25 protein-coding genes, 1 tRNA gene and 1 pseudogene are annotated in these 22,921 nt (G+C 62.2%); 13 read left to right on the top strand and 14 right to left on the bottom strand.

Annotated elements, in window-relative coordinates; genetic code table 11:
- Window positions 1-5: 5 nt before the first annotated feature.
- From NKH28_RS13895 to NKH28_RS13885, 3 genes are all read right to left on the bottom strand, one after another.
- On the bottom strand, window positions 6-872 hold the full coding sequence (locus NKH28_RS13895; protein WP_352979212.1) for a glutathione S-transferase family protein: 867 nt from the start codon (window positions 870-872) through the stop codon (window positions 6-8).
- 27 nt (window positions 873-899) lie between these two features.
- Entirely contained in the window at window positions 900-1,481 is a 582-nt protein-coding gene (locus tag NKH28_RS13890) for a VOC family protein (protein WP_352979210.1), read from the bottom strand.
- Between the two features lie 406 nt (window positions 1,482-1,887).
- Complete coding sequence (locus tag NKH28_RS13885) at window positions 1,888-2,328, bottom strand: SRPBCC family protein (RefSeq protein WP_008873905.1); 441 nt, start codon at window positions 2,326-2,328, stop codon at window positions 1,888-1,890.
- Between the two features lie 115 nt (window positions 2,329-2,443).
- Here NKH28_RS13885 and NKH28_RS13880 point away from each other — a divergent pair, with 115 nt between their 5' ends.
- The gene (locus NKH28_RS13880) at window positions 2,444-3,511 is read left to right on the top strand and encodes an adenylate/guanylate cyclase domain-containing protein (protein ID WP_352703759.1); all 1,068 of its coding nucleotides are present in this window, start codon (window positions 2,444-2,446) and stop codon (window positions 3,509-3,511) included.
- A gap of 512 nt (window positions 3,512-4,023) precedes the next feature.
- Here the strand turns inward: NKH28_RS13880 and NKH28_RS13875 are convergent.
- From NKH28_RS13875 to NKH28_RS13865, 3 genes are all read right to left on the bottom strand, one after another.
- A tRNA-Glu gene (locus NKH28_RS13875) sits at window positions 4,024-4,098 on the bottom strand.
- A gap of 90 nt (window positions 4,099-4,188) precedes the next feature.
- Window positions 4,189-4,596, bottom strand: a complete 408-nt coding sequence (locus NKH28_RS13870; RefSeq protein ID WP_352979209.1) for a VOC family protein — start codon at window positions 4,594-4,596, stop codon at window positions 4,189-4,191.
- The gene (locus NKH28_RS13865) at window positions 4,593-4,976 is read right to left on the bottom strand and encodes a fimbrial protein (protein WP_352540246.1); all 384 of its coding nucleotides are present in this window, start codon (window positions 4,974-4,976) and stop codon (window positions 4,593-4,595) included. The genes NKH28_RS13870 and NKH28_RS13865 overlap by 4 nt, the downstream gene beginning before the upstream one ends.
- A 26-nt stretch (window positions 4,977-5,002) precedes the next feature.
- Between NKH28_RS13865 and NKH28_RS13860 the strand changes: the two genes are divergently transcribed.
- The 3 genes from NKH28_RS13860 to NKH28_RS13850 all read left to right on the top strand — a co-directional run bounded on the left by NKH28_RS13860 (window position 5,003) and on the right by NKH28_RS13850 (window position 8,081).
- The gene (locus NKH28_RS13860; protein ID WP_352613500.1) at window positions 5,003-6,043 is read left to right on the top strand and encodes an RluA family pseudouridine synthase; all 1,041 of its coding nucleotides are present in this window, start codon (window positions 5,003-5,005) and stop codon (window positions 6,041-6,043) included.
- A 187-nt stretch (window positions 6,044-6,230) separates the two neighbouring features.
- On the top strand, window positions 6,231-7,142 hold the full coding sequence (gene rpoH, locus NKH28_RS13855) for an RNA polymerase sigma factor RpoH (RefSeq protein WP_023678514.1): 912 nt from the start codon (window positions 6,231-6,233) through the stop codon (window positions 7,140-7,142).
- Window positions 7,143-7,568: 426 nt separating this feature from the next.
- Window positions 7,569-8,081 (top strand): hypothetical protein, encoded by a 513-nt coding sequence (locus tag NKH28_RS13850; protein ID WP_352979207.1) that lies wholly within the window; start codon window positions 7,569-7,571, stop codon window positions 8,079-8,081.
- Window positions 8,082-8,263: 182 nt separating this feature from the next.
- Here the strand turns inward: NKH28_RS13850 and NKH28_RS13845 are convergent, their stop codons facing one another.
- The 4 genes from NKH28_RS13845 to NKH28_RS13830 form a co-directional block, all read right to left on the bottom strand.
- On the bottom strand, window positions 8,264-9,136 hold the full coding sequence (locus tag NKH28_RS13845) for an MBL fold metallo-hydrolase (protein WP_352979205.1): 873 nt from the start codon (window positions 9,134-9,136) through the stop codon (window positions 8,264-8,266).
- Between the two features lie 150 nt (window positions 9,137-9,286).
- Entirely contained in the window at window positions 9,287-9,946 is a 660-nt protein-coding gene (locus NKH28_RS13840) for a peroxiredoxin (RefSeq protein WP_023678511.1), read from the bottom strand.
- A gap of 175 nt (window positions 9,947-10,121) precedes the next feature.
- A complete protein-coding gene (locus NKH28_RS13835; RefSeq protein ID WP_254816554.1) occupies window positions 10,122-10,487 on the bottom strand; it encodes a cell division protein ZapA in 366 nt (121 codons plus the stop codon).
- A 4-nt stretch (window positions 10,488-10,491) separates the two neighbouring features.
- Window positions 10,492-10,764, bottom strand: coding sequence for a DUF4164 domain-containing protein (locus tag NKH28_RS13830; RefSeq protein ID WP_006200774.1), 273 nt, complete (start codon window positions 10,762-10,764; stop codon window positions 10,492-10,494).
- Between the two features lie 260 nt (window positions 10,765-11,024).
- Between NKH28_RS13830 and tkt the strand changes: the two genes are divergently transcribed.
- The 3 genes from tkt to NKH28_RS13815 all read left to right on the top strand — a co-directional run bounded on the left by tkt (window position 11,025) and on the right by NKH28_RS13815 (window position 16,292).
- Window positions 11,025-13,016 carry a transketolase gene (tkt, locus tag NKH28_RS13825; protein WP_352613495.1) on the top strand — a complete coding sequence of 664 codons (1,992 nt, stop codon included), beginning with the start codon at window positions 11,025-11,027 and terminating at the stop codon, window positions 13,014-13,016.
- Window positions 13,017-13,174: 158 nt separating this feature from the next.
- Window positions 13,175-14,185, top strand: a complete 1,011-nt coding sequence (gene gap, locus NKH28_RS13820; RefSeq protein WP_023678507.1) for a type I glyceraldehyde-3-phosphate dehydrogenase — start codon at window positions 13,175-13,177, stop codon at window positions 14,183-14,185.
- 217 nt (window positions 14,186-14,402) lie between these two features.
- On the top strand, window positions 14,403-16,292 hold the full coding sequence (locus NKH28_RS13815; protein WP_352685952.1) for a potassium/proton antiporter: 1,890 nt from the start codon (window positions 14,403-14,405) through the stop codon (window positions 16,290-16,292).
- Between the two features lie 169 nt (window positions 16,293-16,461).
- Here NKH28_RS13815 and NKH28_RS13810 read toward each other — a convergent pair whose 3' ends face one another.
- The gene (locus NKH28_RS13810; RefSeq protein ID WP_352457948.1) at window positions 16,462-17,379 is read right to left on the bottom strand and encodes a polyprenyl synthetase family protein; all 918 of its coding nucleotides are present in this window, start codon (window positions 17,377-17,379) and stop codon (window positions 16,462-16,464) included.
- A gap of 79 nt (window positions 17,380-17,458) precedes the next feature.
- Here NKH28_RS13810 and NKH28_RS13805 point away from each other — a divergent pair, with 79 nt between their 5' ends.
- The 3 genes from NKH28_RS13805 to NKH28_RS13795 all read left to right on the top strand — a co-directional run bounded on the left by NKH28_RS13805 (window position 17,459) and on the right by NKH28_RS13795 (window position 19,141).
- Window positions 17,459-18,217 (top strand): biosynthetic peptidoglycan transglycosylase, encoded by a 759-nt coding sequence (locus NKH28_RS13805; RefSeq protein ID WP_352500827.1) that lies wholly within the window; start codon window positions 17,459-17,461, stop codon window positions 18,215-18,217.
- A gap of 139 nt (window positions 18,218-18,356) precedes the next feature.
- On the top strand, window positions 18,357-18,539 hold the full coding sequence (gene rpmF / locus NKH28_RS13800; RefSeq protein ID WP_006203806.1) for a 50S ribosomal protein L32: 183 nt from the start codon (window positions 18,357-18,359) through the stop codon (window positions 18,537-18,539).
- Window positions 18,540-18,739: 200 nt separating this feature from the next.
- A complete protein-coding gene (locus NKH28_RS13795) occupies window positions 18,740-19,141 on the top strand; it encodes a hypothetical protein (protein ID WP_352500775.1) in 402 nt (133 codons plus the stop codon).
- Window positions 19,142-19,151: 10 nt separating this feature from the next.
- On the opposite strand, the pseudogene NKH28_RS13790 reads toward NKH28_RS13795, so the two are convergent.
- The 3 genes and pseudogenes from NKH28_RS13790 to NKH28_RS13780 form a co-directional block, all read right to left on the bottom strand.
- Window positions 19,152-19,568 (bottom strand): annotated as a pseudogene (locus NKH28_RS13790) (GlcG/HbpS family heme-binding protein).
- A 97-nt stretch (window positions 19,569-19,665) separates the two neighbouring features.
- Complete coding sequence (locus NKH28_RS13785) at window positions 19,666-19,896, bottom strand: hypothetical protein (protein ID WP_023678501.1); 231 nt, start codon at window positions 19,894-19,896, stop codon at window positions 19,666-19,668.
- 75 nt (window positions 19,897-19,971) lie between these two features.
- Entirely contained in the window at window positions 19,972-20,496 is a 525-nt protein-coding gene (locus NKH28_RS13780; RefSeq protein ID WP_352451127.1) for a winged helix-turn-helix transcriptional regulator, read from the bottom strand.
- Between the two features lie 97 nt (window positions 20,497-20,593).
- On the opposite strand from NKH28_RS13780, the gene NKH28_RS13775 reads away from it, so the two are divergent.
- From NKH28_RS13775 to NKH28_RS13765, 3 genes are all read left to right on the top strand, one after another.
- Window positions 20,594-21,445 (top strand): alpha/beta fold hydrolase, encoded by an 852-nt coding sequence (locus NKH28_RS13775; RefSeq protein WP_352685954.1) that lies wholly within the window; start codon window positions 20,594-20,596, stop codon window positions 21,443-21,445.
- Between the two features lie 61 nt (window positions 21,446-21,506).
- Window positions 21,507-22,163 carry a glutathione S-transferase family protein gene (locus NKH28_RS13770; protein WP_352685956.1) on the top strand — a complete coding sequence of 219 codons (657 nt, stop codon included), beginning with the start codon at window positions 21,507-21,509 and terminating at the stop codon, window positions 22,161-22,163.
- 302 nt (window positions 22,164-22,465) lie between these two features.
- The coding region (locus NKH28_RS13765; RefSeq protein WP_352979202.1) for an IS110 family transposase at window positions 22,466-22,921 on the top strand (456 nt) is incomplete at its 3' end.

Raw genomic sequence — 22,921 nt, 5'->3', positions numbered from 1 at the left:
GTGCCTCAGGCGTTGGCCTGCGACCGCACATAGGCGATATAGCCGCGCACGTCGGCGGCCGGCTCGGCATAGGCCTTGCCGAGCTTCTTCTCGATCGCCGCCATATAGTCTTTTGCCCATTGGGGCAGCGCATAGTCGATGACGGCGAGGAATTCGAGTGTCGCCGCCAGGCGGATGTCGGCGATCGACGGGTTCTTGCCGCCGATGAACGGCTTGCCGTTCCTGAAGAAGCTGTGAAACACCTCCAGCGGCTCGGCTATCGCTTCTATAGCGGCCTTCTGGGCTTCCGACTTCTTGTCGGGGTGGGCGTCGCTGTGGCCGACCTCGCCGGCATATTGCGGGAAATTCAGCACAGGATATGTGGCGCGCGCCACATAGGGGTAGAGCGTCCCGATCAGGTAGAACATGGCACTGTCGATCATTGCCCGCTTGGCCGGCGCCTTGGGATATAGTTTCTCCAGCCCGTGCTTGTTGGCGAGGTACTGCATAATGGCGCAGCTTTCCCACAAGACACCTCTCGGCAGGCCCTTGTCCTCGATCATCGGCGTAAGATGGGCCGGGTTTCGCGCCATGTATTCGGGCGAGCGCGTGAGACCCCATACGTCGGTCTCGGAATGATCGAGCCCGGCGGCGCGTGCAAACACTCGAACGCTCATATTGTTGACGCTGGGCTTCAGCATGCTGAGCGAGAGCGCGGGCTTTTTCGCCGGTTTCGCCTTGGCCTTCGGCGCCAGCTTCTTGGCGGAGACCTTGGCCGCCGGCTTTGCCACTTTCGCCGCTGACTTGCCGGCGGCTTTGGCCGCCGGCTTCGCTCCTGGCCTGGCTGCCTTGGCCGCGGGCTTCGTGGCACTCTTGGTTGCTGTCTTCGCCATTGTATCCTCCCTTTGTTCGGCGTGTCGTCAGTATGGATTTTTCGGTGCGCGATCCTCCGACAACGTCGTGCGCGAGCGCTCGACAAGCGCCTGGATCGCATCGGCAAGGTGCACTTCGGCGATGTTGTAGTCGCCGCGCGCGACGCGGATCTTGTGCGCCTGCATCAGCACGTCGGCATGGGTCAAGCCCGCCGGCGGTTCGAAACGGTAGGAGGCGAGTTCGATCAGCAGGCCGAGCGGATCCTCGAAATAGATCGAGTCCATGAAGCCGCGATCCTTGACGCCGCTGTGCTTGATGGCGCGCTCGTCGAGCCGGGCAACCGCCTGCAGAAAGGTGACGCGCGACACCGCGAAAGCGATATGATGGACGCAGCCCGTGTCGGTCGGCGTGCGCCGCTTGACCGGCGTGCGGCTTTCGTCGGTGAAGACGGTGATCAGCCGGCCGTCGCCCGGATCGAAATAGAGATGGCTTTCGCTTGCCTTATCGAGATTGGGCTGCTCGAAGATGAAAGGCATGCCAAGCACGCCCTCCCAGAAATCGATGGAAGTCTGGCGCCCGGCCCCGACCAGCGTGATGTGATGAACGCCTTGCGATTGCAGCTTTTGCATCTGACTCCTCCCGGCCACGCCGTCTTGCCGCCGAACGGAAGTTCGGATGCCCAGTCGCGCTTGGCATGTGACCGCGCCCGGCCTCGCTCGCCTGCGCTCCGCATTCCGCATCCTGCAGGAGTGCGGCCGGAGCTTTGATGAACGGATGCTAATTCAATCCGCGGCGTTGCGCCAGAAGCGCTGAGTTTCAAGAACTCCACGCAGGCGCCAAGAGCGGCACCGGGATCGCGGACGCCTTCGCCGAGCTCGCTGAAACGACCCGTCGCCGGCAGCTGTAGTGGTGCGGCGGCCCGCAGGTCGCTGGGTTTCCCGAGCGCCGGTTTGGCGACGGCAGGTCAAAGGGGCCCTCGTTGACGCATGCCGCGCCTGGTTCGGATTACGGGCATCCGCGGCCCTTAGACGAAAATCACATATTCTTCATCGGCACGTCGGGATCGACATGTCCCCCATCGGCAGTGATCTTCAGCCTTGAGAGGTAGTGCTCCCATCCCCTTCGGTGGCTGTCACGCTCCTTTGCGTTCGGCAGTCCGCTGTGCGTGAAGCGGATCAGTGTCCCCGCATCCCTCGCGATCAGGTCGATCTCGACATGACTGGAGCCGGGCGGCACGGTCTCGTTGTCTTCCCAGCCAAAACTGTAGGCAAGACGGTGGACCGGGATCACCTCGGTGAACTCACCGCGCGCCATATGGCGACCACCGACATTGACGAGGAACAGACCGCCCGGCGTTGCATCCAAATTCGCTTCGGTCCCGATCCATCGCACAATCTGGTCCGGATCCGTCAAAAGCGCGAACACGGTCGCTTGTGGCGCCGCGACCTCAATCTCTGTGTAAACCGATTCCGCCATCGCTCACTCCAGGTCACATCCGCAGCGAATACCTGCATGATTGAAGCGAATGTGGGGAGTTGCAAGAAGATGTTCGAGGCGTAAGCATAAGCCGGTGCCGAGTGACCTTCTACCCATGCTTCTCGCAAAGTCGCTTTCATTCCTTCTGGACGACGCCGCGCATATTGGCGACGGTGGGCGACTTCTATTGCAGCTCTCAACGCATTTGATTGAAGACGGCTTGCCGATCATCGCCGGCGCGCTGGCGCAGGATGCTCCCGACCCGATTATCTCACGCCGCATCTGGCTCTGGCGAGCGCCTGGGGGTGAAGTGGTCGAGGCTTTGGGGATAGGCGCCGACCGCCAGAATGCCGATCCCCGGCTCGTGCTGCGGGAGTGGCTTGGCACGACGCGGGCGATCGTGTTCGACGAGCGAGCGGGCGGTGTCGCACCGACTTTGGTGTGGGCGTTCGATCATACTCCGGATGAGGCGCAGTCAGAGCTGCTGCGGCAAATCTCCCGGTTTGCTGCGGCTCCGATGACCGCACTCGCAGAACGGTCCGCGAAACGCGCATTGCTCGAGGCATATTTGGGAAAGCGCAGTGCAGCACATGTGCTCAACGGTCATTCTCGTCGAGTAAAGGGAGAGACGATACGGGCTGCGCTTCTGTGCGCGGACCTTCGAGGTTTCACCGATCTATCCGAGGTTCATGATGCAGACGAGATCGTATTGGTACTTGATGCCTGGTTCGATTGCGTCGCCGGCGCGGTGCACGCATTTGGTGGTGAGGTTCTCAAGTTTATAGGTGATGGCGTCCTCGCGATTTTCCCGATTGGCGAGCGCGATGCAAATGCCGCATGTGACGCGGCGGTACGCGCCGTGAAGGCCACGCGCGCCGGGATAGATCATCTCAACCAAACTCGGCGCCGCAATGGCGGCCCTGAGCTCGGATATGGCATTGGCCTGCATGTCGGCGAGATACTCTGGGGGAATATCGGCACTGCCGGCAGGTTGGACTTCACCGCGATCGGCAAGGCTGTAAATCTTGTCAGCCGCATCGAGGGGCTGTGCAAGCCGTTGGGACGGACGGTGCTCGCGTCGACAGTGTTCGAGGCAGAAACTACCGAGCGGATGATCGCCATGGGCAGTCATCCGCTCGGAGGAATAGCAGGCGCGCAAACACTTTTCGGCTTGCCGGAATAGATCGAATGGTTGAGCCCGCCGTGGATGTGTCGTTCGCAGCATATCTTGGTATCGTGCGAAGCCATGACTGAGAGAAATTCGAACGGCAAAGAAGCTACGATACTGCAACTGGAGTATGGCGCGTTTAGAGCCCAGCCATGCGCGTCGCGCGCAGCTTTCGCTGGCCGGTGCTAAGGGCCTTCCCGGCATCCACCCTTCGAGGGAGAGGCGCCTTCGCCGAGCTCGCCAAAACGATCCGCCGCCGGCAGCTGTAGCTCAGGTCGGCTCCAGGCAGTGCCGACCAGCGTGATGGACGCCTTGCGATTGTAGTTTCTGTATCTGGCTCCTCCCCGCGTGGCATCGACTGCCCTGTTCAGCGCGACGTTCTGCGCGCCGCTAACGCTGTGCCTCAAGACCCACGATGCAATGCTAATGCAATCGGCTCCGCTGCGCCAGAAGCGGCAATGAGCCAAACCCGCCGCGACCCAAGGCGATGGATCGGATTGATGGTTTGCCGAGAGCTGGGAGAGACTTGGTACGCCCAAGGGGAATCGAACCCCTGTTCCCGCCGTGAGAGGGCGGTGTCCTGACCGCTAGACGATGGGCGCGTTCAAGAACCGGCGATATAGGCTGACGGCTGGCAAAAAGCAACTAGGCTTAAGGCTGCCGATCGCGCCGGTGAAGTATCCGCTGCAAGCCTAGCGTTTTGGCTCGATCAGGTCCCAGAGATTTCCATAGAGATCTGCGAAAACCGCCACAGTGCCATAGGTCTCGTGCCGGGGCGCCTCACGGAACTCAACGCCCTTTTCGAGCATCAGCGCATGGTCGCGGGCAAAATCGTCGGTTTCGAGGAACAAAAAGACCCGCCCGCCGGTCTGGTTGCCGACGGCGTGCCTTTGCGCATCGCCGGATGCCTCGGCGAGAAGCAGCCGCGCGCCCTGCCCGTTGCCCGGCGTGATCGTGACCCAGCGTTTGCCGCCGCCGAGATCGACATCTTCGGTGAGGACAAAACCCAACCGGTCGACATACCACGAGATCGCCTCGTCATAATTTGCGACGACAAGCGCGACCGTGGCAATGCTGCGGTGTTCGGCAAAACCGGTCATTTGTTCCTGATCGAAAAATGGCCAACGATGCGGCGCTCGGTGATGTCATAGACGAAGATGGCGCGGCTGCCGTCGGGCAGCTCTGCGTCGATCGACAGGTGATTGCCGGACAGCGATTGGCTGATCACCCTGGCGCCGACCGGCAGCACGATGTCGCCGTTGACCGTCTCGCCGATCGGCACCTGGATGTCGCTGCTTAGCGGAGGGGCGGCAGGCGGCGCGTTGCGCGCTTTGTAGACAAGTGCCGCGATCACCACCATAAGGGCGAGGAACAGCAGGCCGAGATTGATGGCGACGAAGCGGACGAGCTTCCTCCGCACCTTTTCGACCTCGGGGTCGAGCGGCTTTTCCTCGTCTTCGTCGGCAAGCGGCCGGGCCATGGCAGCAGATTCCGGAACTGTTTTCGATGAGCGCTCATAACGAAGTGGTCAGACAATTAATAGGGGCCGGACCGATCGTCCTGGAGGCGGGCGCTGATGCGGCCGGCCAGCGGCTCGACCAATGGCTGGCGGCCAGGCTCGGCCCCGACATGTCGCGCAGCCGGGTACAGATGCTGATAAAGCAGGGCGCCGTCAGGATCGGCGGCAAGCCAGCCAGCGAAACGAAGCGCAAGATGGCGCAAGGTGACAGCGTGTCGGTTGATATGCCGGAGCCGGAACCGGCGGCGCCGCAAGGCGAAGATATTGCGCTGGACGTCCTCTACGAGGACAGCGAGCTGATCGTCATCAACAAGCCGGCCGGGCTGGTCGTGCATCCCGGCGCCGGCAACTGGACCGGCACGCTGGTCAACGCGCTGATCCATCATTGCGGCGACAGCCTGTCTGGCATCGGCGGGGTGAGACGGCCGGGCATCGTCCATCGCCTCGACAAGGAGACCAGCGGCGTCATGGTCGTCGCCAAGACCGATCGCGCCCACAAGGCGTTGTCGGAGGCCTTTGCCGACCACGGCCTGACCGGCGATCTCGAGCGGGCCTATCTGGCGTTGGTCTGGGGCATACCGGCAAGGCCGACCGGGACGGTCGACGCGCCGCTCGGCCGCGCCGCCGACCGGGTACGCCGCGCCGTGGTGCCGCAAGGCCGCGACGATGCCCGCCACGCCGTCACGCATTTCATCGTCGTTGAGCGCTTTGGCGAGCAGCAGCAGGAATTCGCCACGGCGAGCCTGGTCGAATGCCGGCTGGAAACCGGTCGCACTCACCAGATACGCGTCCACATGGCCCATATCGGCCATCCGGTGATTGGCGACCCCGAATACGGCCAGGCTTTCCGCACCAAGGCCAATCGGTTGCCCGAGCCGCTAAGAAGCAAGGTAAAGGCGTTTCCGCGACAAGCTTTGCACGCCCGCCTCCTTGCATTTCGGCATCCCGATACCCATCTAACGATGAGGTTCGAAGCACCGATACCGTGGGACATGGAGGAACTCGTCGACGGCTTCCGCAAGCTCTGAACCAACCACCTGAAAACCTGACCGGCGTTGTTCACTTCAACGTGACACACTGTTTCGTGTTGAACAAATGCCTGTCTTTCTGGTTTTGTTCCTATATATGTCGGTTGGCGCGAATGTGCCTTTGGCATTCGCGCCACATGCCCGCCGCGTTTCGGGGGCATCACTCCAATAGAGAGGGGGCGCTATCATGGCCCAGTCATTACCCAGTATCGTTTCCGGCGAAGGCGGTCTCAGCCGCTACCTGGAAGAAATCCGCCGCTTTCCGATGCTTCAGCCGCAGGAAGAGTACATGCTCGCCAAGCGCTATGCCGAGCATGAGGACACGACGGCTGCGCACAAGCTCGTCACCAGCCACCTTCGGCTCGTCGCCAAGATCGCGATGGGCTATCGCGGCTATGGCCTGCCGATCGGCGAGGTGATCTCGGAAGGCAATGTCGGCCTGATGCAGGCCGTCAAGAAATTCGAACCGGAGCGCGGCTTCCGTCTCGCCACCTATGCGATGTGGTGGATCAAGGCCTCGATCCAGGAATACATCCTGCGCTCGTGGAGCCTGGTCAAGATGGGCACCACCGCCAACCAGAAGCGCCTGTTCTTCAACCTGCGCAAGGTGAAGGGCAAGATCCAGGCGCTCGACGAAGGCGATTTGAAGCCCGATCAGATCACCGAGATTGCCACCCGGCTGAACGTCTCGGAAGCGGAAGTCGTGTCGATGAACCGCCGCCTGTCGGGCGACGCCTCGCTCAATGCGCCCATCCGGGCCAGTGAAGGCGAGTCCGGCGAATGGCAGGACTGGCTGGTCGACGACCACGAAAGCCAGGAAGAGATGCTGATCGAGCAGGACGAGCTGGAAAACCGGCGCGGCATGCTGTCGGGCGCTCTTGCCGTGCTCAACGACCGCGAACGCCGCATCTTCGAGGCGCGCCGCCTCGCCGATGAGCCGTTGACGCTTGAAGAGCTGTCGGCCGAGTTCGATATCAGCCGCGAGCGCGTGCGCCAGATCGAGGTGCGCGCCTTCGAGAAGGTGCAGGACGCGGTCAAGGCCGCAGCCAAGCGCCAGACGCAGGCGCTGCGCACCATCGAGGCGCAGCCGGCGGCGTAAGGCCTTCCGGTAGAAACAAATAACGGCGGCGTCAGGTAACTGGCGCCGCCGTTTTTTTCTAAAGCGCGTCGCGTTCGGGCCGGCCTTGTGCGACGCGCTTTAGATTCTTGTTTTTATGCATGTCGTTATCGCAAAACCGCTGCACACTTTTGCGCGACATGCATTAGCGGGTTGCCGGTTCCGCGGCGCCTTCGCGATCCGTCGCCCTAACTGCTCAGTAGCCTTGCCAGGCGTCCCCAGACGATCTCATTGATAGCGGCATTGTCGCAATTTTCCCCAAGCCCTGAAAACCGCAAGGCTGCAAGCTGTGGCGGCAATGTTGCGGCGCCGACCGCGGCATTGCACAACCCGGCGCTTGCGGCAGGCGGGCGCGACAACGGTCCGCCGGGCAGTTGAGTTCGTCTATTGGAAACGAAAGGCAGTGTGATGATGACGATTTCTCCGTTTCTGGCCGCCCTCGGATCCGACGGTCCGCCAGCCGATCGAGCGAAAGACATGGCCCTGTATGGATGGCTAATTGGAAGCTGGGAGATGGACTCGGTCCACTACCTCGACGACGGCACAATCCAGAAATGGGATGGCGAATGCCATTTTGGCTGGGTGCTCGAAGGCCGCGCGATTCAGGACGTTTGGATCAGGCCCAAGCGCCCTGCTCCGTCCGCGATGTATGGCACAACCTTGCGCATCTTCGACCCTGGGATCGATGGCTGGCATATCATATGGAACGACCCGCTCAACCGGGATCACTCGCGCCAGATCGGGCGGGCCGAGGGTAAGAACATTGTCCAGCTCGGCAATGACTCGCGCGGTCTGCAAACTCGATGGCGTTTCACCGAGATCACTGCCACCAGCTTCCATTGGATCGGCGAGGAAAGATCTTCCGAGAGCGATCCTTGGCAAATCACGTATGAACATTCAGCCCGCCGAACAAAACCCTGACGCTCGACTGGCTGGCGTCTGCGCTGCTCCTCATCCGGCTGCCGCCACCGTCGTCCCGCATAGACCTATCGGATTCAAACATCGCAAAAATCGAATCAGGATCAATAGCTTGGATGACCATCGCAGAACGATGAGGGCGGCGCCGAGTCTGAACGGCATTGTAGTGCCAGCGACCCATCCTCTCACAGGCAATCGAGCGGAAACTTCAGATAGCGCTGCCCGTTGGATTCCGGTTCCGGTAGGCGTCCGCCATTCATATTGACCTGCAGCGCGTGCAGGATCAGCCGCGGCATCGGCAACGTCCTGTCGCGGGCTTGGCGGAGCGCGACGAAGTCGGCTTCCGTCTTGCAGCCGGCAACATGGATGTTGCCGGCTTTCTGCTCCGCGACCGTGCTTTCCCACCGCGCTTCGCGACCGCCCGGCTGGTAGTCGTGACCGACGAACAGACGTGTCTCGTCCGGCAGCGCCAGGATGTCCTCGATCGAACGCCAGAGCCGCTCGGCACTGCCGCCCGGAAAGTCTGTCCTTGCGGTGCCGCTGTCCGGCATGAACAGCGTGTCGTGGATGAAGGCGGCGTCGCCAACGACGTAAGTGATCGAGGCCAGTGTGTGGCCCGGCGAGAACAGCACTCTTGCCGCAATGCCGCCGACCGAAAAAGTTGCGCCGTTGGCGAACAGCCTGTCCCATTGCGAACCGTCGGCGGGGAATTCCGGCCAGTTGTAGATCACCTTCCACAATTTCTGGACGTCGATGACCTTTTCGCCGATTGCCGTCGGCGCTCCGGTTCTCCCCCTCAGATAATGGGCGGCGGAGAGATGATCCGCATGCGGATGCGTGTCGAGGATCCACTCGACCTCCAGCCCGCTTTCCCTGACGAAGTCGAGCAGGGCGTCGGCGTTTTTCGTTGCCGTTGCACCGGACCTTTCGTCGAAGTCGAGCACCGGATCTATAATGGCGCATTTGCGGGTCGCCATGTCGGCGACCACATACTGGACAGACCCGCTCGGCTTGTCATAGAAGCCGGTGACCTGCGACCTGGCCGATAATGCGTCCAATCCAGCCTCCTTCGCCCCTCACCACGGCAGGAAGGATTTTCTCTGCCACGGCAAATTAAAGGCATGGTTGTCCGTCAACCAGGCATCGTCAAGCACCCCATGCTCACACGGCCAGGAAAACCGAAAACTCTCTGTGCCGCCTCTGCCTGCTCAGGCAGAAGGCTGCTTGGTTTTCCTGAGATATGGCAGGATCGTCTCATAAGCGCCGAAGCGCTTGATAGCATCCTCATTCGAGACGGCAGCGGTGATGATGACGTCCTCGCCCTGCTTCCAGTTCGCCGGCGTCGCCACCTGGTGCTTGGCGGTCAGCTGCATGGAATCGATGGCGCGCAGGATTTCGTCGAAGTTGCGGCCCGTCGTCATCGGATAGGTGAGAACCAGCTTGATCTTCTTGTCGGGCCCGATGACGTAAACCGAACGCACCGTGGCATTGTCTGCGGGCGTGCGGCCTTCCGAGCTCTCGCCGGCACCCGCCGGCAGCATCTCGTAAAGCTTGGCGACCTTGAGATCCTTGTCGCCGATCAGCGGGTAGTTCACCGAATGACCGGTCGCGGTCTTGATGTCGTTCTGCCACTTTTCATGGCTTTGGACGGGATCGACCGAGATGCCGATGATCTTGACGTTGCGCTTCCTGAACTCGCCTTCGAGCCCGGCCATTGTGCCGAGTTCGGTCGTGCAAACCGGCGTAAAGTTCTTCGGATGGCTGAACAATACCGCCCAGCCGTCGCCGATCCATTCATGGAAGCTGATCGGTCCTTGCGTGGTCTCAGCGGTGAAGTCCGGTGCGATATCGTTGATGCGAAGGCTCATGACGTGTCCCTTACCCTGTGCGTGCAGATCGCAGCCGGCGTTGCCCGGCGCTGCTTTTGCCTTTCTATCACTCCGGCGTCATCCTTCAAACGCCTGTTGCGCCGGCATCAAGGCCGGCGGCGAAATATTTTCATTGCTTCTCGGTAAATGCAGCAGGAATTTTCGCTGCGCTGGTTCAGGCCTTGTTCACTGCCAGCGTCGTCGCCAGGTCTTCCATGCGCTGGGCCAGTGCGCCGAGCGCCCCGGTCAGCACGGAATCGTTCTTGTCGGCCTTGGTCAGTGCGTCATCGCGCGTCTTGCGCAGCGTCAGCACTTCGCTTTCCATGCCCTTGACCCGCTTTTGCAGTTCCGAAAGCTCGTCCATGACCATGATGCCGGCCATCACGGTCAGCCGCTGGTCGCCGATCTCGCCAAAAGAATCCTTCAGATGCGAGACATAGCGGTCGAAGCGCTCGGCAAGATCGATCAGATGCTCTTCCTGGCCCTCGTCGCAGGCCATCCGATACTGCTTGCCGTCGATGGAAACCGTGACTTGTGCCATTGGCCTACCTGTCCAGTACCGCGCGGATGGTTTCCATAGCTGTCACCAGCCTTCGCGACACTTCCTTGTTGGCATCTTCCAGCCGTTCGGCGCGGGCCTCGGAATTGTCGAGCTCCTGCGCCAGCCGCGAGCGGTCGGCGTTCATCCGCTGCACTTCGGCCTCGGCTTCCGAATAGTCCCGCTCATGCTCAAGCTTGGCCGCGACGGCGTTTTCCAGCCCTTCGATGGCCTTACCCAGCCTGGCAATGACTTCCTTGAGGGTCGTTTCCCCGGTCATGGCTTTCGTCCTGCGCCCTGCCCATCACCGAATCATCCACGTTCAGAACGCGTTATCCCTGAAACATTACGCGTCGTGTGAACCGCACGTCAATAAAGCTGTCGCGACTGTCCCCTGCTAACGCTAATGTAAGTCGCGCACGGCCATCACAAGACCGGCAAAAGCACACCGATTTGTTGACTAAAAGGCCGCGCCTGCTATGTGTCGCGCACCCTTTTCAAGGGCTTTCCCAAGGCCCAAACCCCCATTTTGGAGGAAGCATGACCTCGCGCGAACAACATGACCGGATGGCCAATGCGATCCGTTTTCTCGCCATGGACGCCGTCGAGAAGGCAAATTCCGGCCACCCCGGACTGCCCATGGGCTGCGCCGACATCGCCACGGTGCTGTTCACCCGCTTTCTCAAATACGATCCGAAAAACCCGCATTGGCCGGACCGCGACCGCTTTATCCTGTCGGCCGGCCACGGATCGATGCTGCTTTACTCGCTGCTCTATCTGACCGGCTACGAAGACATCACCATCGACCAGATCAAGCAGTTCCGCCAATTGGGGTCGAGGACGGCGGGCCACCCGGAATACGGCCATGCCGCGGGCATTGAGACGACGACCGGCCCACTCGGCCAGGGCCTTGCCAATTCGGTCGGCTTCGCGCTCGGCGAGCGCATCATGAATGCCGCTTTCGGCAAAGATCTCGTCGACCACTACACCTATGTGCTGGCCGGCGACGGCTGCCTGATGGAAGGCGTATCCCAGGAAGCCATCGCGCTTGCCGGGCATCTGAAACTGAACAAGCTGATCGTCTTCTGGGACAACAACAACATCTCGATCGATGGCCCGGTGTCGCTCGCCGATAACACCGATCAGGTCGCCCGCTTCCAGGCGTCCGGCTGGAATGCCAGCCATATCGACGGCCAGGACCCGGAAGCGATCGCCTATGCCATCGAAGCGGCCCGCCACTCCGACAAGCCGACGATGATCGCCTGCAAGACGACCATCGGCTTCGGCGCGCCGACCAAGGCCGGCACCAACAAGGCGCATGGCTCGCCGCTCGGCGCCGAGGAAATCGCTGGCGCCAGAAAATTCTTCGGCTGGGATTATCCGCCCTTCGAGGTTCCGGCCGATATCCTCGACGCATGGCGTACCGCCGGGCGGACAGGCGTCAAGGCGCGCACCGACTGGGAAAGCCGCCTTGCCAAGGCTGATGCCAAATTGCGCAGCGAGTTCGAACGCCGCATCAGTGGCACGCTGCCGGCCAACTTCGACGCCGTCATTGGCGATTACAAGAAGAAGCTCGCCGCCGACAAGCCGAAGGTCGCCACCCGTAAGTCATCGGAAATGGCGCTGGAGGTCATCAACGGCGCCGTGCCCGAAACCATCGGCGGCTCGGCCGATTTGACCGGCTCCAACAACACCAAGACCAGCCAGACCAAGAACATCACCGCCGACGATTACGGCCAGCGCTACGTTCATTACGGCGTTCGCGAGCACGGCATGGCGGCCGCGCTCAACGGGCTGACATTGCATGGCGGCATTATCGCCTATGGCGGCACTTTCATGTGCTTTTCCGACTATGCCCGTCCGGCGATGCGGCTTGCTTCGCTGATGGGCATCCGCTCGATCTTCGTCATGACCCATGATTCCATCGGCCTTGGCGAAGACGGCCCGACCCATCAGCCGGTCGAGCATCTGGCAGCACTTCGCGCCATTCCGAACCACAATGTCTTCCGCCCCGCCGATGCGGTGGAAACCGCGGAATGCTGGCAGTTGGCCATTGAGTCGGAAAAGACGCCTTCGACATTGGCGCTGACCCGGCAGAACCTGCCGACGGTACGCAACGACTTCGTTGCGGAAAACCTCTCCAGCCGCGGCGCCTATGAACTTGCCGCCGCCAGTGGCGAGGCGGCGGTGACGATCTTCGCGTCGGGCTCCGAGGTCGAGATCGCGCTGGCCGCCCGCGAGGCCTTGGAAAAGCACGGCCACGCGACCCGCGTCGTCTCGGTGCCGTGTTTCGAATTGTTCGACAAGCAGAGCGCCGACTATCGCAGCAGGACGATCGGCAATGCGCCGCTCAAGATTGCCATCGAAGCCGGCATCCGTCAGGGCTGGGATCACTTCATCGGCACCGACGGCATCTTTGTCGGCATGACCGGCTTCGGCGCCTCCGGCACCATCGAACAGCTCTACCCGCATTTCGGCATCACAGCCGAGGCAACGGTGAAGGCGGCGGAAGCCCGTCTGCATGGCAAATGAAAGTGAGCCTCGCCCGGCAAAGGCTGGCATAGCGGTTTTGCCGGGCGGTGGAGCACTAATCGATTTAAATCCACGCCTCGGCGGCTGGATTCTTTGCCCGTCCGCCGTTATGAAGCTGCGGACTTGATCTTCGGCCTCCAACTCCCAGGGAGAGAACAATGACCGTCAGAGTTGCCATCAACGGATTCGGCCGCATCGGCCGCAACATCCTGCGCGCCATCCATGAATCCGGCCGCAAGGATATCGACGTCGTCGCGGTCAACGATCTCGGCCCGGTCGAGACCAACGCGCATCTGCTGCGCTTCGACAGCGTGCATGGCCGCTTTCCGCATGAGGTGACGGTTGACGGCGACCAGATCATCGTCGGCAAGGAAAAATTCAAGGTCACCGCGATCAAGGATCCGACGCAACTGCCCTGGAAGGAGCTTGGCATCGACATCGCGCTCGAATGCACCGGCATCTTCACCGCCCGCGACAAGGCCGTCGCCCATCTGACCGCCGGTGCCAAGCGCGTTCTCGTCTCCGCTCCGGCAGAGGGCGCCGATCTCACCGTCGTCTATGGCATCAATCACGACAAGCTGACCAAGGACCACATCGTCATCTCGAACGCCTCCTGCACCACCAACTGCCTGGCGCCGCTGGCGGCCGTGCTGAATGAGGCGGTCGGCATCGAGAAGGGCATGATGACGACGATCCATTCCTACACCGGCGACCAGCCGACGCTGGACACCATGCACAAGGACCTCTACCGCGCCCGCGCCGCCGCGCTGTCGCAGATTCCGACCTCGACCGGTGCTGCCAAGGCCATTGGCCTGGTACTGCCCGAACTCAAGGGCAAGCTCGACGGCATCTCCATCCGCGTGCCGACCCCGAACGTCTCGCTCGTCGATTTCAAGTTTATCGCCAAACGGCCGACCACCGTCCAGGAGATCAATGACGCGGTGATCGCCGCCTCGAACGGCAAGCTGAAGGGCATCCTCGCCGTTACCCGTCACCCCAATGTTTCGATCGACTTCAACCATGATCCGCATTCCTCGATCGTGGCGCTCGACCAGACCAAGGTCATGGACGGCAACTTCGTTTCGGTGCTGTCGTGGTACGACAATGAGTGGGGCTTTTCCAACCGCATGGGCGATACCGCCGTCGCCTTCGGCAAGACCATCGCCTGATCGCAGAGCCAGCTTCTCGACTTGGAGACGCCCGGCTCAGTCCGGGCGTTTTTCATTGCAGCACGAACCGCCGAGGCACGCTCCGCTGCTCGGGGGTGCCAAAACTTTCGACGATCGGCAGCGTGGGGCAAAAAGCCACGCTGCTGCCTTGCAGCGGCCATGTCTTCGCCCCACTCTCCCGTGATGCCGTAGCATATCGACTAGGGGCGACCAACGAATGGAGCATGGTATCTATCTTGTGACGCTCGTTGGCGCAGCACTTGTCGTTGCCGCCGCGTTTTCAAGCCTGATCGCCTTCCGTTTCGGCGCCCCTCTCCTGCTGCTGTTTCTCTGCATCGGCCTCGCCACCGGAACCGACGGTCTCGGCATCCATTTCGACAATGCCCGAGTTGCTTATTTTGCCGGCTCATTGGCGCTGGCGGTCATCCTTTTCGATTCCGGCTTCGGCACGCCGCTCAACGCCTTGCGGCAGGCGGCCGGGCCGGCGCTGTCGCTGGCCACATTCGGCGTCCTTTTGACCACCGGGCTCTTCGGCGCCGCCGCCTATTATCTGCTCGACCTGACCTGGCTGGAATCCTTCCTGCTCGGTGCCGCCGTCGCCTCGACCGACGCCGCGGCGGTGTTCTTCCTGCTGCGCGCCGGCGAGATCAATTTGCGCGAGCGCGTGCGGTCCACGCTCGAGGTGGAATCCGGCACAAATGACCCGATCGCCATCTTCCTGACCATCACGCTGGTCGAGGTCATCGCCGCCAATACCCACCCCGAGGCCAAGGTGCTGGTCACCGATCTTGCCGTCGGCTTCCTTGTCAACATGGGGCTCGGCGCGGTCATCGGCATTCTCGGCGGCATGGCCATTGTGCGCCTTGTCGATCGCCTCAATCTCGATCACGGCCTGCTGCCGATCTTCGTGCTGACGCTGTCGCTTATGGTGTTCGCTGCCGCCGGTGCCGTCGGCGGCTCCGGCTTCCTGGCGGTCTATCTCGCAGGCCTGATTGCCGGCAATTCCGATATCCGGGCCGTGACCATCCTCAAGCGCTTCCAGGACGGCATGTCGTGGCTGGCGCAGATCATCATGTTCCTGATCCTCGGCCTGTTCGCGACGCCTTCACAATTTCCGGCGATCCTGGTGCCGGCAGTGCTGCTCGGCCTGTTCCTGGTATTTGTGGCACGGCCAATCGCCGTCTGGCTCTGCCTGGTGCCGTTCCGTCTGCCACGCCCGGAAGTCGCCTTCGTCTCGTGGGTTGGCCTGCGTGGTGCCGTGTCGATCCTGCTTGCCATCACGCCGCTGCTCGGCGGTCTTGAGAACGGCCGCCTCATCTTCAACACTGCCTTCATCATCGTGCTGGTCTCGCTGATCATCCAGGGATGGACCGTCGGGCCGCTGGCGCGCCGTCTCGGCCTTATCGTGCCGGCCCGCCTGGGACCGCTCGACAAGGTCGAATTGGAACTGCCGGGCTCCGCCCATCATGAGCTTCTCGCCTACCGCGTGTCACCTGGCAGCCCGGTGGCGCGCGGCGAACGCATTCCGCGCTGGGCGCGGCCGTCGCTGGTGCTGCGCGACGGACGCTCGATGCGCTTCCAGGATATGGGCCGGCTCGCGGCCGGCGACCATGTCTACATCTTCGTGCCGGACCGCTATCCGCGCCTGCTCGACAAGCTGTTCGCCAGCCGTGCCGTGGTCGATCCCGAGGACGCGGATTTCTTCGGCGCCTTCGCCGTCGATCCGTCACGCCCCGCCGAGGAACTGGAAACCGCCTACGCGCCGGGCCTGACCGAAGCGGAACGCAAGCTCAGCATTGGCGACCTGGTCACTACGCGGCTCGGCGGCCACGCCGAATATGCCGACCGCGTGCTGCTCGGTCCGATCGAGCTGATCGTCCGCGACGTCGACGACAAGGGCAGGATCACCGGCCTTGGCCTGTCCTTTGAGCCGACCGCGCCGGTGGCGCGCGTTCCGGTGTTTCTCAGTGCCGGCGAAATCCGCGACCGCATCGCCGCCTTCATCCGCAACCGGCGCAAGCCGGCCGAGGCGCGGGCGGTCGAGGCGGCGGCCGAGATGGAAACGGTTCCGCAGCCCGTGGTGGAAAAGACAACTGGCGAAGGCTGACCGCTGTCCACCCGAGCCGCGGAACCCTGCCGCGAGGCTGAAGAATGGCTCAGCAACTGGTGTGGCGCGTCCATGTGTTCCGACATCGCCGGAAATGATCCCGATCGGCCGGTTGCGAGGACGTTCGGCCGATCAGTCGCCACTTCTCCGGCGCGCCATAGGGGCGCGCTTAATTGTTGCGGGCCGCTACGAACTGCGCCGCTTGTTTCAGAAGCGCAGCTTGCTCGCCAAAAGGTTCGAGCAACGCATGAGCCTGGTCAACGAGGCCATGGAGCTGGCCCCGCGCCCAGTCCGGTCCGTGCAGCGCGACCAGCGTCGCCTTGCCGGCCGCGGCATCCTTGCCGGTCGCCTTGCCCATCTGATGCGCGTCGGCGGTCAGGTCGAGCAGATCGTCGGCAAGCTGAAAGGCAAGCCCGATCGCCGAGCCGAACTCGGCCAGCCTCTCGCGGTCGCCCGACGGCGCGCCGGCAAGGATAGCGCCCGCTTCGCAGGCAAAGCGGATCAGCGCACCGGTTTTCATCGCCTGAAGCCGGATGATGCCGGCCTCGTCCGGCCGGCTTTGTTCGGCTTCGAGATCGAGCATCTGGCCGCCGACCATGCTTCCCGCCCCGGCGGCGCGGGCCAGTGCCAGCACCAGCGTTGCCCTGCGCTCGGCCGGCAGCATTGTCGCCTCGTCGGCAAGGATGTCGAAGGCAAGTGTCAGCAAGGCGTCGCCCGCAAGAATGGCGGTCGCCTCATCGAAAGCCCTGTGCACGGTCGGCTGGCCGCGGCGCAAATCGTCGTCGTCCATGGCCGGTAGATCGTCATGGATGAGCGAATAGCAGTGCACGCATTCGAGCGCCGCCGCGACGCGCAGCGCCGCCTCGCCGTCGGCTGAAAACAGTGCAGCACTTTCCATGACCAGGAAGGGACGCAGTCGTTTGCCGCCGTTCAGCACGCCATGTCGCATTGCCGCCATCAGGCGTTCGGGCCGCGCGACCTCGCCCGAAAGCGTCCGTCCGTCGAGCAACCGCCTCAGCAGCGCCTCGAGCGGAACTGCCCGGGCAATAAGTGCAGCTTCGAACGCCATTTGGTCGTCTTTCGTCATGGTCGGGAGCGGTAGCCGACACTCAGACATTGCGCAAGAAGCCAAGCGCCATTATGCCGGGGGCAGGGAGTAGCGCGGACTGGGTGGCTTGGCGGAACCGATCGTCGATCACGAAACCGAAGGGTTGGACATGGCGAGACCGAGACGCGGCAGCCGCATCGGTCTTCAACGCCGAGTCCGGCGCGGCATTGCCGTCGCCGTTGTGCTGGCGCTGGTGCCGGTGGTGCTGACCTTCCTGTACCTGCCGTCATTCGTGCATCCGGTGTCGACATTGATGCTGAAGGACCTGGCGACGTTTTCCGGCTACGATCGGCGCTGGGTTTCCATCGACGATGTCGCGCCGGTGCTGGCATATTCGGTAATCATGTCGGAGGACGGGCAGTTCTGTTTCCATCGCGGCGTCGATCTGGGCGAGTTGCGCGGCGTCGTCGACGATGCGCTCGCCGGCGAGATGACACGTGGCGCCTCGACCATCACCATGCAGACGGTAAAGAATCTTTATCTATGGTCGCGGCCGTTGGGCTCGGTCCGTAAGGTCGTGGAACTGCCGCTGGCCGTCTATTTCGATGCGGTGCTGTCGAAACGGCGGATCATGGAGATCTACCTCAACATCGCCGAATGGGGACCGGGCATCTACGGCATCGAGGCCGCCGCCCAGCATCATTTCGGCGTCTCGGCAAAACAGCTGTCGCGGCGGCAGGCAGCGCTGCTTGCCGTCACCTTGCCGAATCCGATCGTGCGCAATCCGGCGAAGCCCGGGCCGGGACTGAGGCGGCTTGCCGCGTTGATCGAACGGCGCGCCGGCCGCGCCGGCGCCTATGTCGGTTGCCTGCGATAGTGTCAAAAAAAAACACGGCGACGCTGGCCAAAACGCTGTCGGGCGTGTATAGGCACCCGACTTTCTCAGATTCCGGCCCCTGATGTGGCCCTTTCACGAGGGCCGCCGGGGCGTTTTGACCATGTAGTGGAGCATATCCATGGCCGTTCCGAAACGAAAAACCTCTCCGTCGAAGCGCGGCATGCGCCGTTCTGCCGACGCACTGAAGGCCCCGACCTATGTCGAGGACAAGAACTCCGGCGAGATGCGCCGTCCGCACCATATCGACCTGAAGACCGGCATGTATCGCGGTCGCCAGGTTCTGGAGCCGAAGGAAAGCTGATAGAGCTTTCGACGGTTTATTGGGTTGCGAAACGACCGGCCATTGGCCGGTCTTTTTGCGTTTGCGACAACTGATCGTATCAGCCGGGCCTGACATTGTTGTTTCACGCCGTCTTTGTCCGTGTTTATCGGCCGCACGAAAATTCTTGACGGCGAACGCCGGGCGCACTCTACAAAGATCAGTCCAACCGGAGCCGCCACATGTTCGGTGCCATCCCGCTGCTGATCGTGCCTTTCATCCTCTACAATCTTGGGCTTCTGGGAATATTCGGCAGCGGCGACGATCCGTGGGCCACCGAAATGTTTTCGGTCCGGATGATGTCGGGTGGCGTGTTCTCGATGACCCTCGGCGACCTCATCGTGCTGATCGCACTGATCTTCTTGTTCGTCGAAGTGGTGAAGTCGACGCGCACGACAAGTGCCTCGATCATGGACCATCTTTTGTCGACCTTCGTCTTTGTGGCCTATCTGGTCGAGTTCCTGCTGGTGAAGGGCGCCGCCCATTCCGTCTTCTTCACACTGATGGTCATAGCGCTGATCGACGTGCTGGCCGGCTTTTCGGTGTCAATGCGGTCGGCCACCCGCGACATCAATATGAATTAAGGATCCCGGCTCAGCCCGGGTCAGCGGTGAAGCCAGCCGCCTCGAGCCGGCGATGGCTGCCGTTTCATCATTGTCGAACGTGTCGCCGGAAATACCGATGGCGCCGATGATCGTGCCGGCGTTGTCGCGGATCAGCACGCCGCGCGCGCGCGCCCGACACGTCGGAGCCGCCGGCGATCAGATGCGGGCGCTCCTTGGCGAAAGCTTCCACCCGGCGCGGGCCCATGCCGATAGCGAGCGCGCCATAGGCCTTGCCGGCCGACATTTGCGGACGCAGGAACGAGGCGCCGTCCTGACGCTGGAACGCGACCAGATGGGCGCCGGCGTCGAGCACCGAGACGCCAAGCGGCCTGAGCTTGAGCTAGGCACCCTTGGCAAAGGCGGCGGCGTTGATTTCAAGGGCTTCGTCGAGCGTCAGTGCGGTCATGGCCGTCTCCTGAACGCGCCAGTTATCAGCCGTCAGAACAGACTCCGAGTGAACTGTTTCGCGTGCGGAAGGAAGCATGGATTCTGGGAGCGCCGGCCTATTTCTTCTTGGCCCGAGGCTTCTTCACCGGGGCCGGAGGCGCATTGGCCAGGTCTTCCGCTTCCTTGGCGAGGCGCAGCGCCCGCAGCTTGTTGGTCTTGGCTTGGCGAGCGTCGCTCTCGGCGACATATTCCGCCATCGCCTTCTGGCGAACCGTGGCTGCCTCTTCCTGTTTCTTGAAACGCAAATCGGCCCGCGCACGGGCAGTGTCCTTAGAGTTCTCGACCAAGAGCGTTATCCAATCCGTAAATTATCTTCAGTCCCTTGATAGCAGAGCCAGCCCGCAATTGGGAAAATAAGTTGGTCATGGCGCCGGATCGCAGCCAACTCGCTCCGCCTTGCGGGCGACTACCGCATCGTATCCGGCCTGCAAAGTCGCGCGGACGGTGGGTCCAGATGGGGCGGGAGACGCACCCAGATGCTCGTGGCGCAACTCGTTCATGAACTTATCCCACATCGGCGGGCCGCCTTTTTCCAGAAGCTCGGCACGGATAGAGAGCTCTTCGCTGACCGGCAGCCAGACGCGGCCCCAGGCGCCGAGATGCGCCAGGATCGGCACCAGCGTAATCGCCATTTCGGTCAGGCTGTAGATCGCCTTTTGCTTGTGGGAGGGATCGTCCGCCTTGGTCAGCATGCCGAGCTCCATCAGCCGCTTCAGCCGGTCGGCGAGGATGTTGGAGGCGATGCCCTCCATCGAGCCGTTGAGCAGTTCGCGAAAGTGGCGTCTGCCGCCGAAGATGATGTCGCGAAGGATGATCAGGCTCCACCGGTCACCGAACACTTCGAGCGACAGGTTGATGGGGCATCCGGACCGACGATCGATGTTCATGCGAATCTCCAAAAACCGGTTGCATTATCGTATCGGTTTTAATATCGTGCAACTGATTGCAAAATGCAATCGGATTGGAAGCCCAAGGAGGAAAGCCATGAAAAACGCCGAACACCCCGAAATCGCATCCCAGACGTTCGGCGATCCGGCCCATCCGGCGGTGTTGTTGATCATGGGCGCGATGGCTTCCATGCTTTGGTGGCCCGAAGCGTTTTGCCGGAAGCTGGCCGGCGAGGGTCGCTTCGTGATCCGCTATGACAATCGCGATACCGGCCGTTCGACCAAATACGCGCCGGGCGAGCCGCCTTATACATTCGACGACATGGTGGACGATGCCGTCCGCGTCCTTGACGACCAGGGACTCCGAAAGGCGCACGTGGTCGGCATGTCGATGGGCGGCATGATCGCGCAGCTCGTTGCGTTGAAATACCCGTCGCGTGTCACTTCGCTGACGGTGATCAGCAGCTCGCCCTTGGGCATCGATACGTCGCATTTGCCCGGAACCACCGAGGCCTATAGGAAACATTCGGCCGAAGGCGCGAAGGTCGACTGGTCTGACCGTGGCCAAGCGGTCGATTTCATGGTCAAAAACGCGCGTGCGCTCGCCGGCACCGCGCATCCGTTCGATGAGGCGCGGACGAGAGCGTTCGTGGAACAGGACTACGACCGGTCCGGCGGCTTTCTCAGCGCGACCAATCACTTCATGCTCAAGGGCGGCGAAGATCGGAGCGGCGAGGACTGGACGGGGCGGCTGCACGAGATGAAGATTCCGCTCCTCGTTGTCCACGGCACCGACGATCCGATCTTTCCAGCCGAGCATGGCGCCGCTCTTGCCGACGCGGTCGCCGGTGCAAGACTGGTCCGGATCGAGGGCGGCGGCCACGAGCTGCATCCCGACGATTGGGCCGCGATCATCGATGCGATCGTCGCCCACAGCCGGGCCACGTAGCAGCGGGCCGAACCTTGACACCGGATGCCCGCGAGACGAAGCACCAAAGATAGGAGCAAAAATGTCCCTGACGATGCATCTTCATCCGCTGGCCTCCTTCTGCTGGAAACCGCTGATCGCGCTCTATGAGAACGGCACGCCATTCACATCGGTCGTTGTCGATCTCGGCAATGAACAGTCGCGCGCGGCGTTTCTGAAATTGTGGCCGCTCGGCAAGATGCCGGTGCTGCGCGATGAAGCGCTGGACCGGACCGTGCCGGAATCGACGATCGTCATCGAATATCTCAACGCGTATTATCCTGGGCCGGTCGAACTGATCCCCGCCGATCTCGATCTCGCTCGCCAGACCCGGCTTGCCGACCGCTTCTATGACTTCTACGTCCAGGAACCGATGCAGAAGATCGTTGGCGACCGGCTGCGGCCGGAGGGCAAGACCGATCCGTTCGGCGTCGAGCAGGCCCGCGCCCAGCTGCGCAGCTCCTACGCCATCATTGAACAGGACATGCGGTCGAGGACATGGGCGGTGGGTGCGAGCTTCACCATGGCCGACTGCGCTGCCGCCCCCGCGCTGTTCTACGCCAACAAGGTCGAGCCGTTCGGAGACGAATATCCTGCGGTCAGGCGCTATCACGACCGGTTGCTGCAACGCCCCTCGGTTGCCCGTGTGATCGAGGAAGCGCAGCCGTATTTCAAGCTCTTCCCCTACAACAATGGCTAGAGTGGTTCATCGTTTCACGGAAACGCCGAATCGCTCTATCTCTTTGTTTTTGCGCAATTCCGGACGGAAAACCGTTTCACACTTTTCCTGGAATTGCTTGTCTTATGACTTTCGCTGCCGAATGGGTCAGAAAGGAACGCTGAGAGAGGGTAGCCGCCCTCCCTCAGCGGCGAGGGTCGGATCGGTGGAATTGCTGACCGTTTGACGGTCGAGCTAGAGTCGGATCGCCCTCGTCTTTCCCTTGAGGCCTGAACGGATACCCGGAGTTCGGCTCCGAATGACAAGCACAGGACAAGTGAAAGATGACCAACGATACCATCGGGATCGACATATCGAAAGACCATCTCGACGCCCACAGGCTGAGCGACGGCGCGAGCCGGCGTTTTGCCAACGACAGCCGCGGCCACAAGGCGTTCATGAGCTGGTTGAGCCCGAGCCGGTTGGACCCGCCCGGCGTACGCATCGTCTATGAGCCGACAGGTCCATATCACCGGGCCTTTGAGCGGAAGCTGGCGGCGGCTGGCCTTGCGCTGGTCAAGGTCAACCCACGCCAAGCCCGGCGCTTCGCCGAGGCCACCGGCAGGATCGCCAAGACCGACCGGCTGGACGCCGCCATGCTGGCGCGCATGGGCGCTCTTCTCGACCTCGAAGCACGACCGGTGCGCAGCCCGATCCTCAATAATCTCAAGGACCTGCACATGGCGCGCGAGGCGCTGGTGAAGAACCGGACGGCGGCGAGGAACAGGGCCAAGGCGCTA

It is taken from the genome of Mesorhizobium sp. M1227, from assembly GCF_040318315.1.
Taxonomy (GTDB): Bacteria; Pseudomonadota; Alphaproteobacteria; order Rhizobiales; family Rhizobiaceae; genus Mesorhizobium.
Note: the sequence above shows the minus strand (reverse complement) of the source record. Positions and strands in the feature narration are given on the sequence as shown.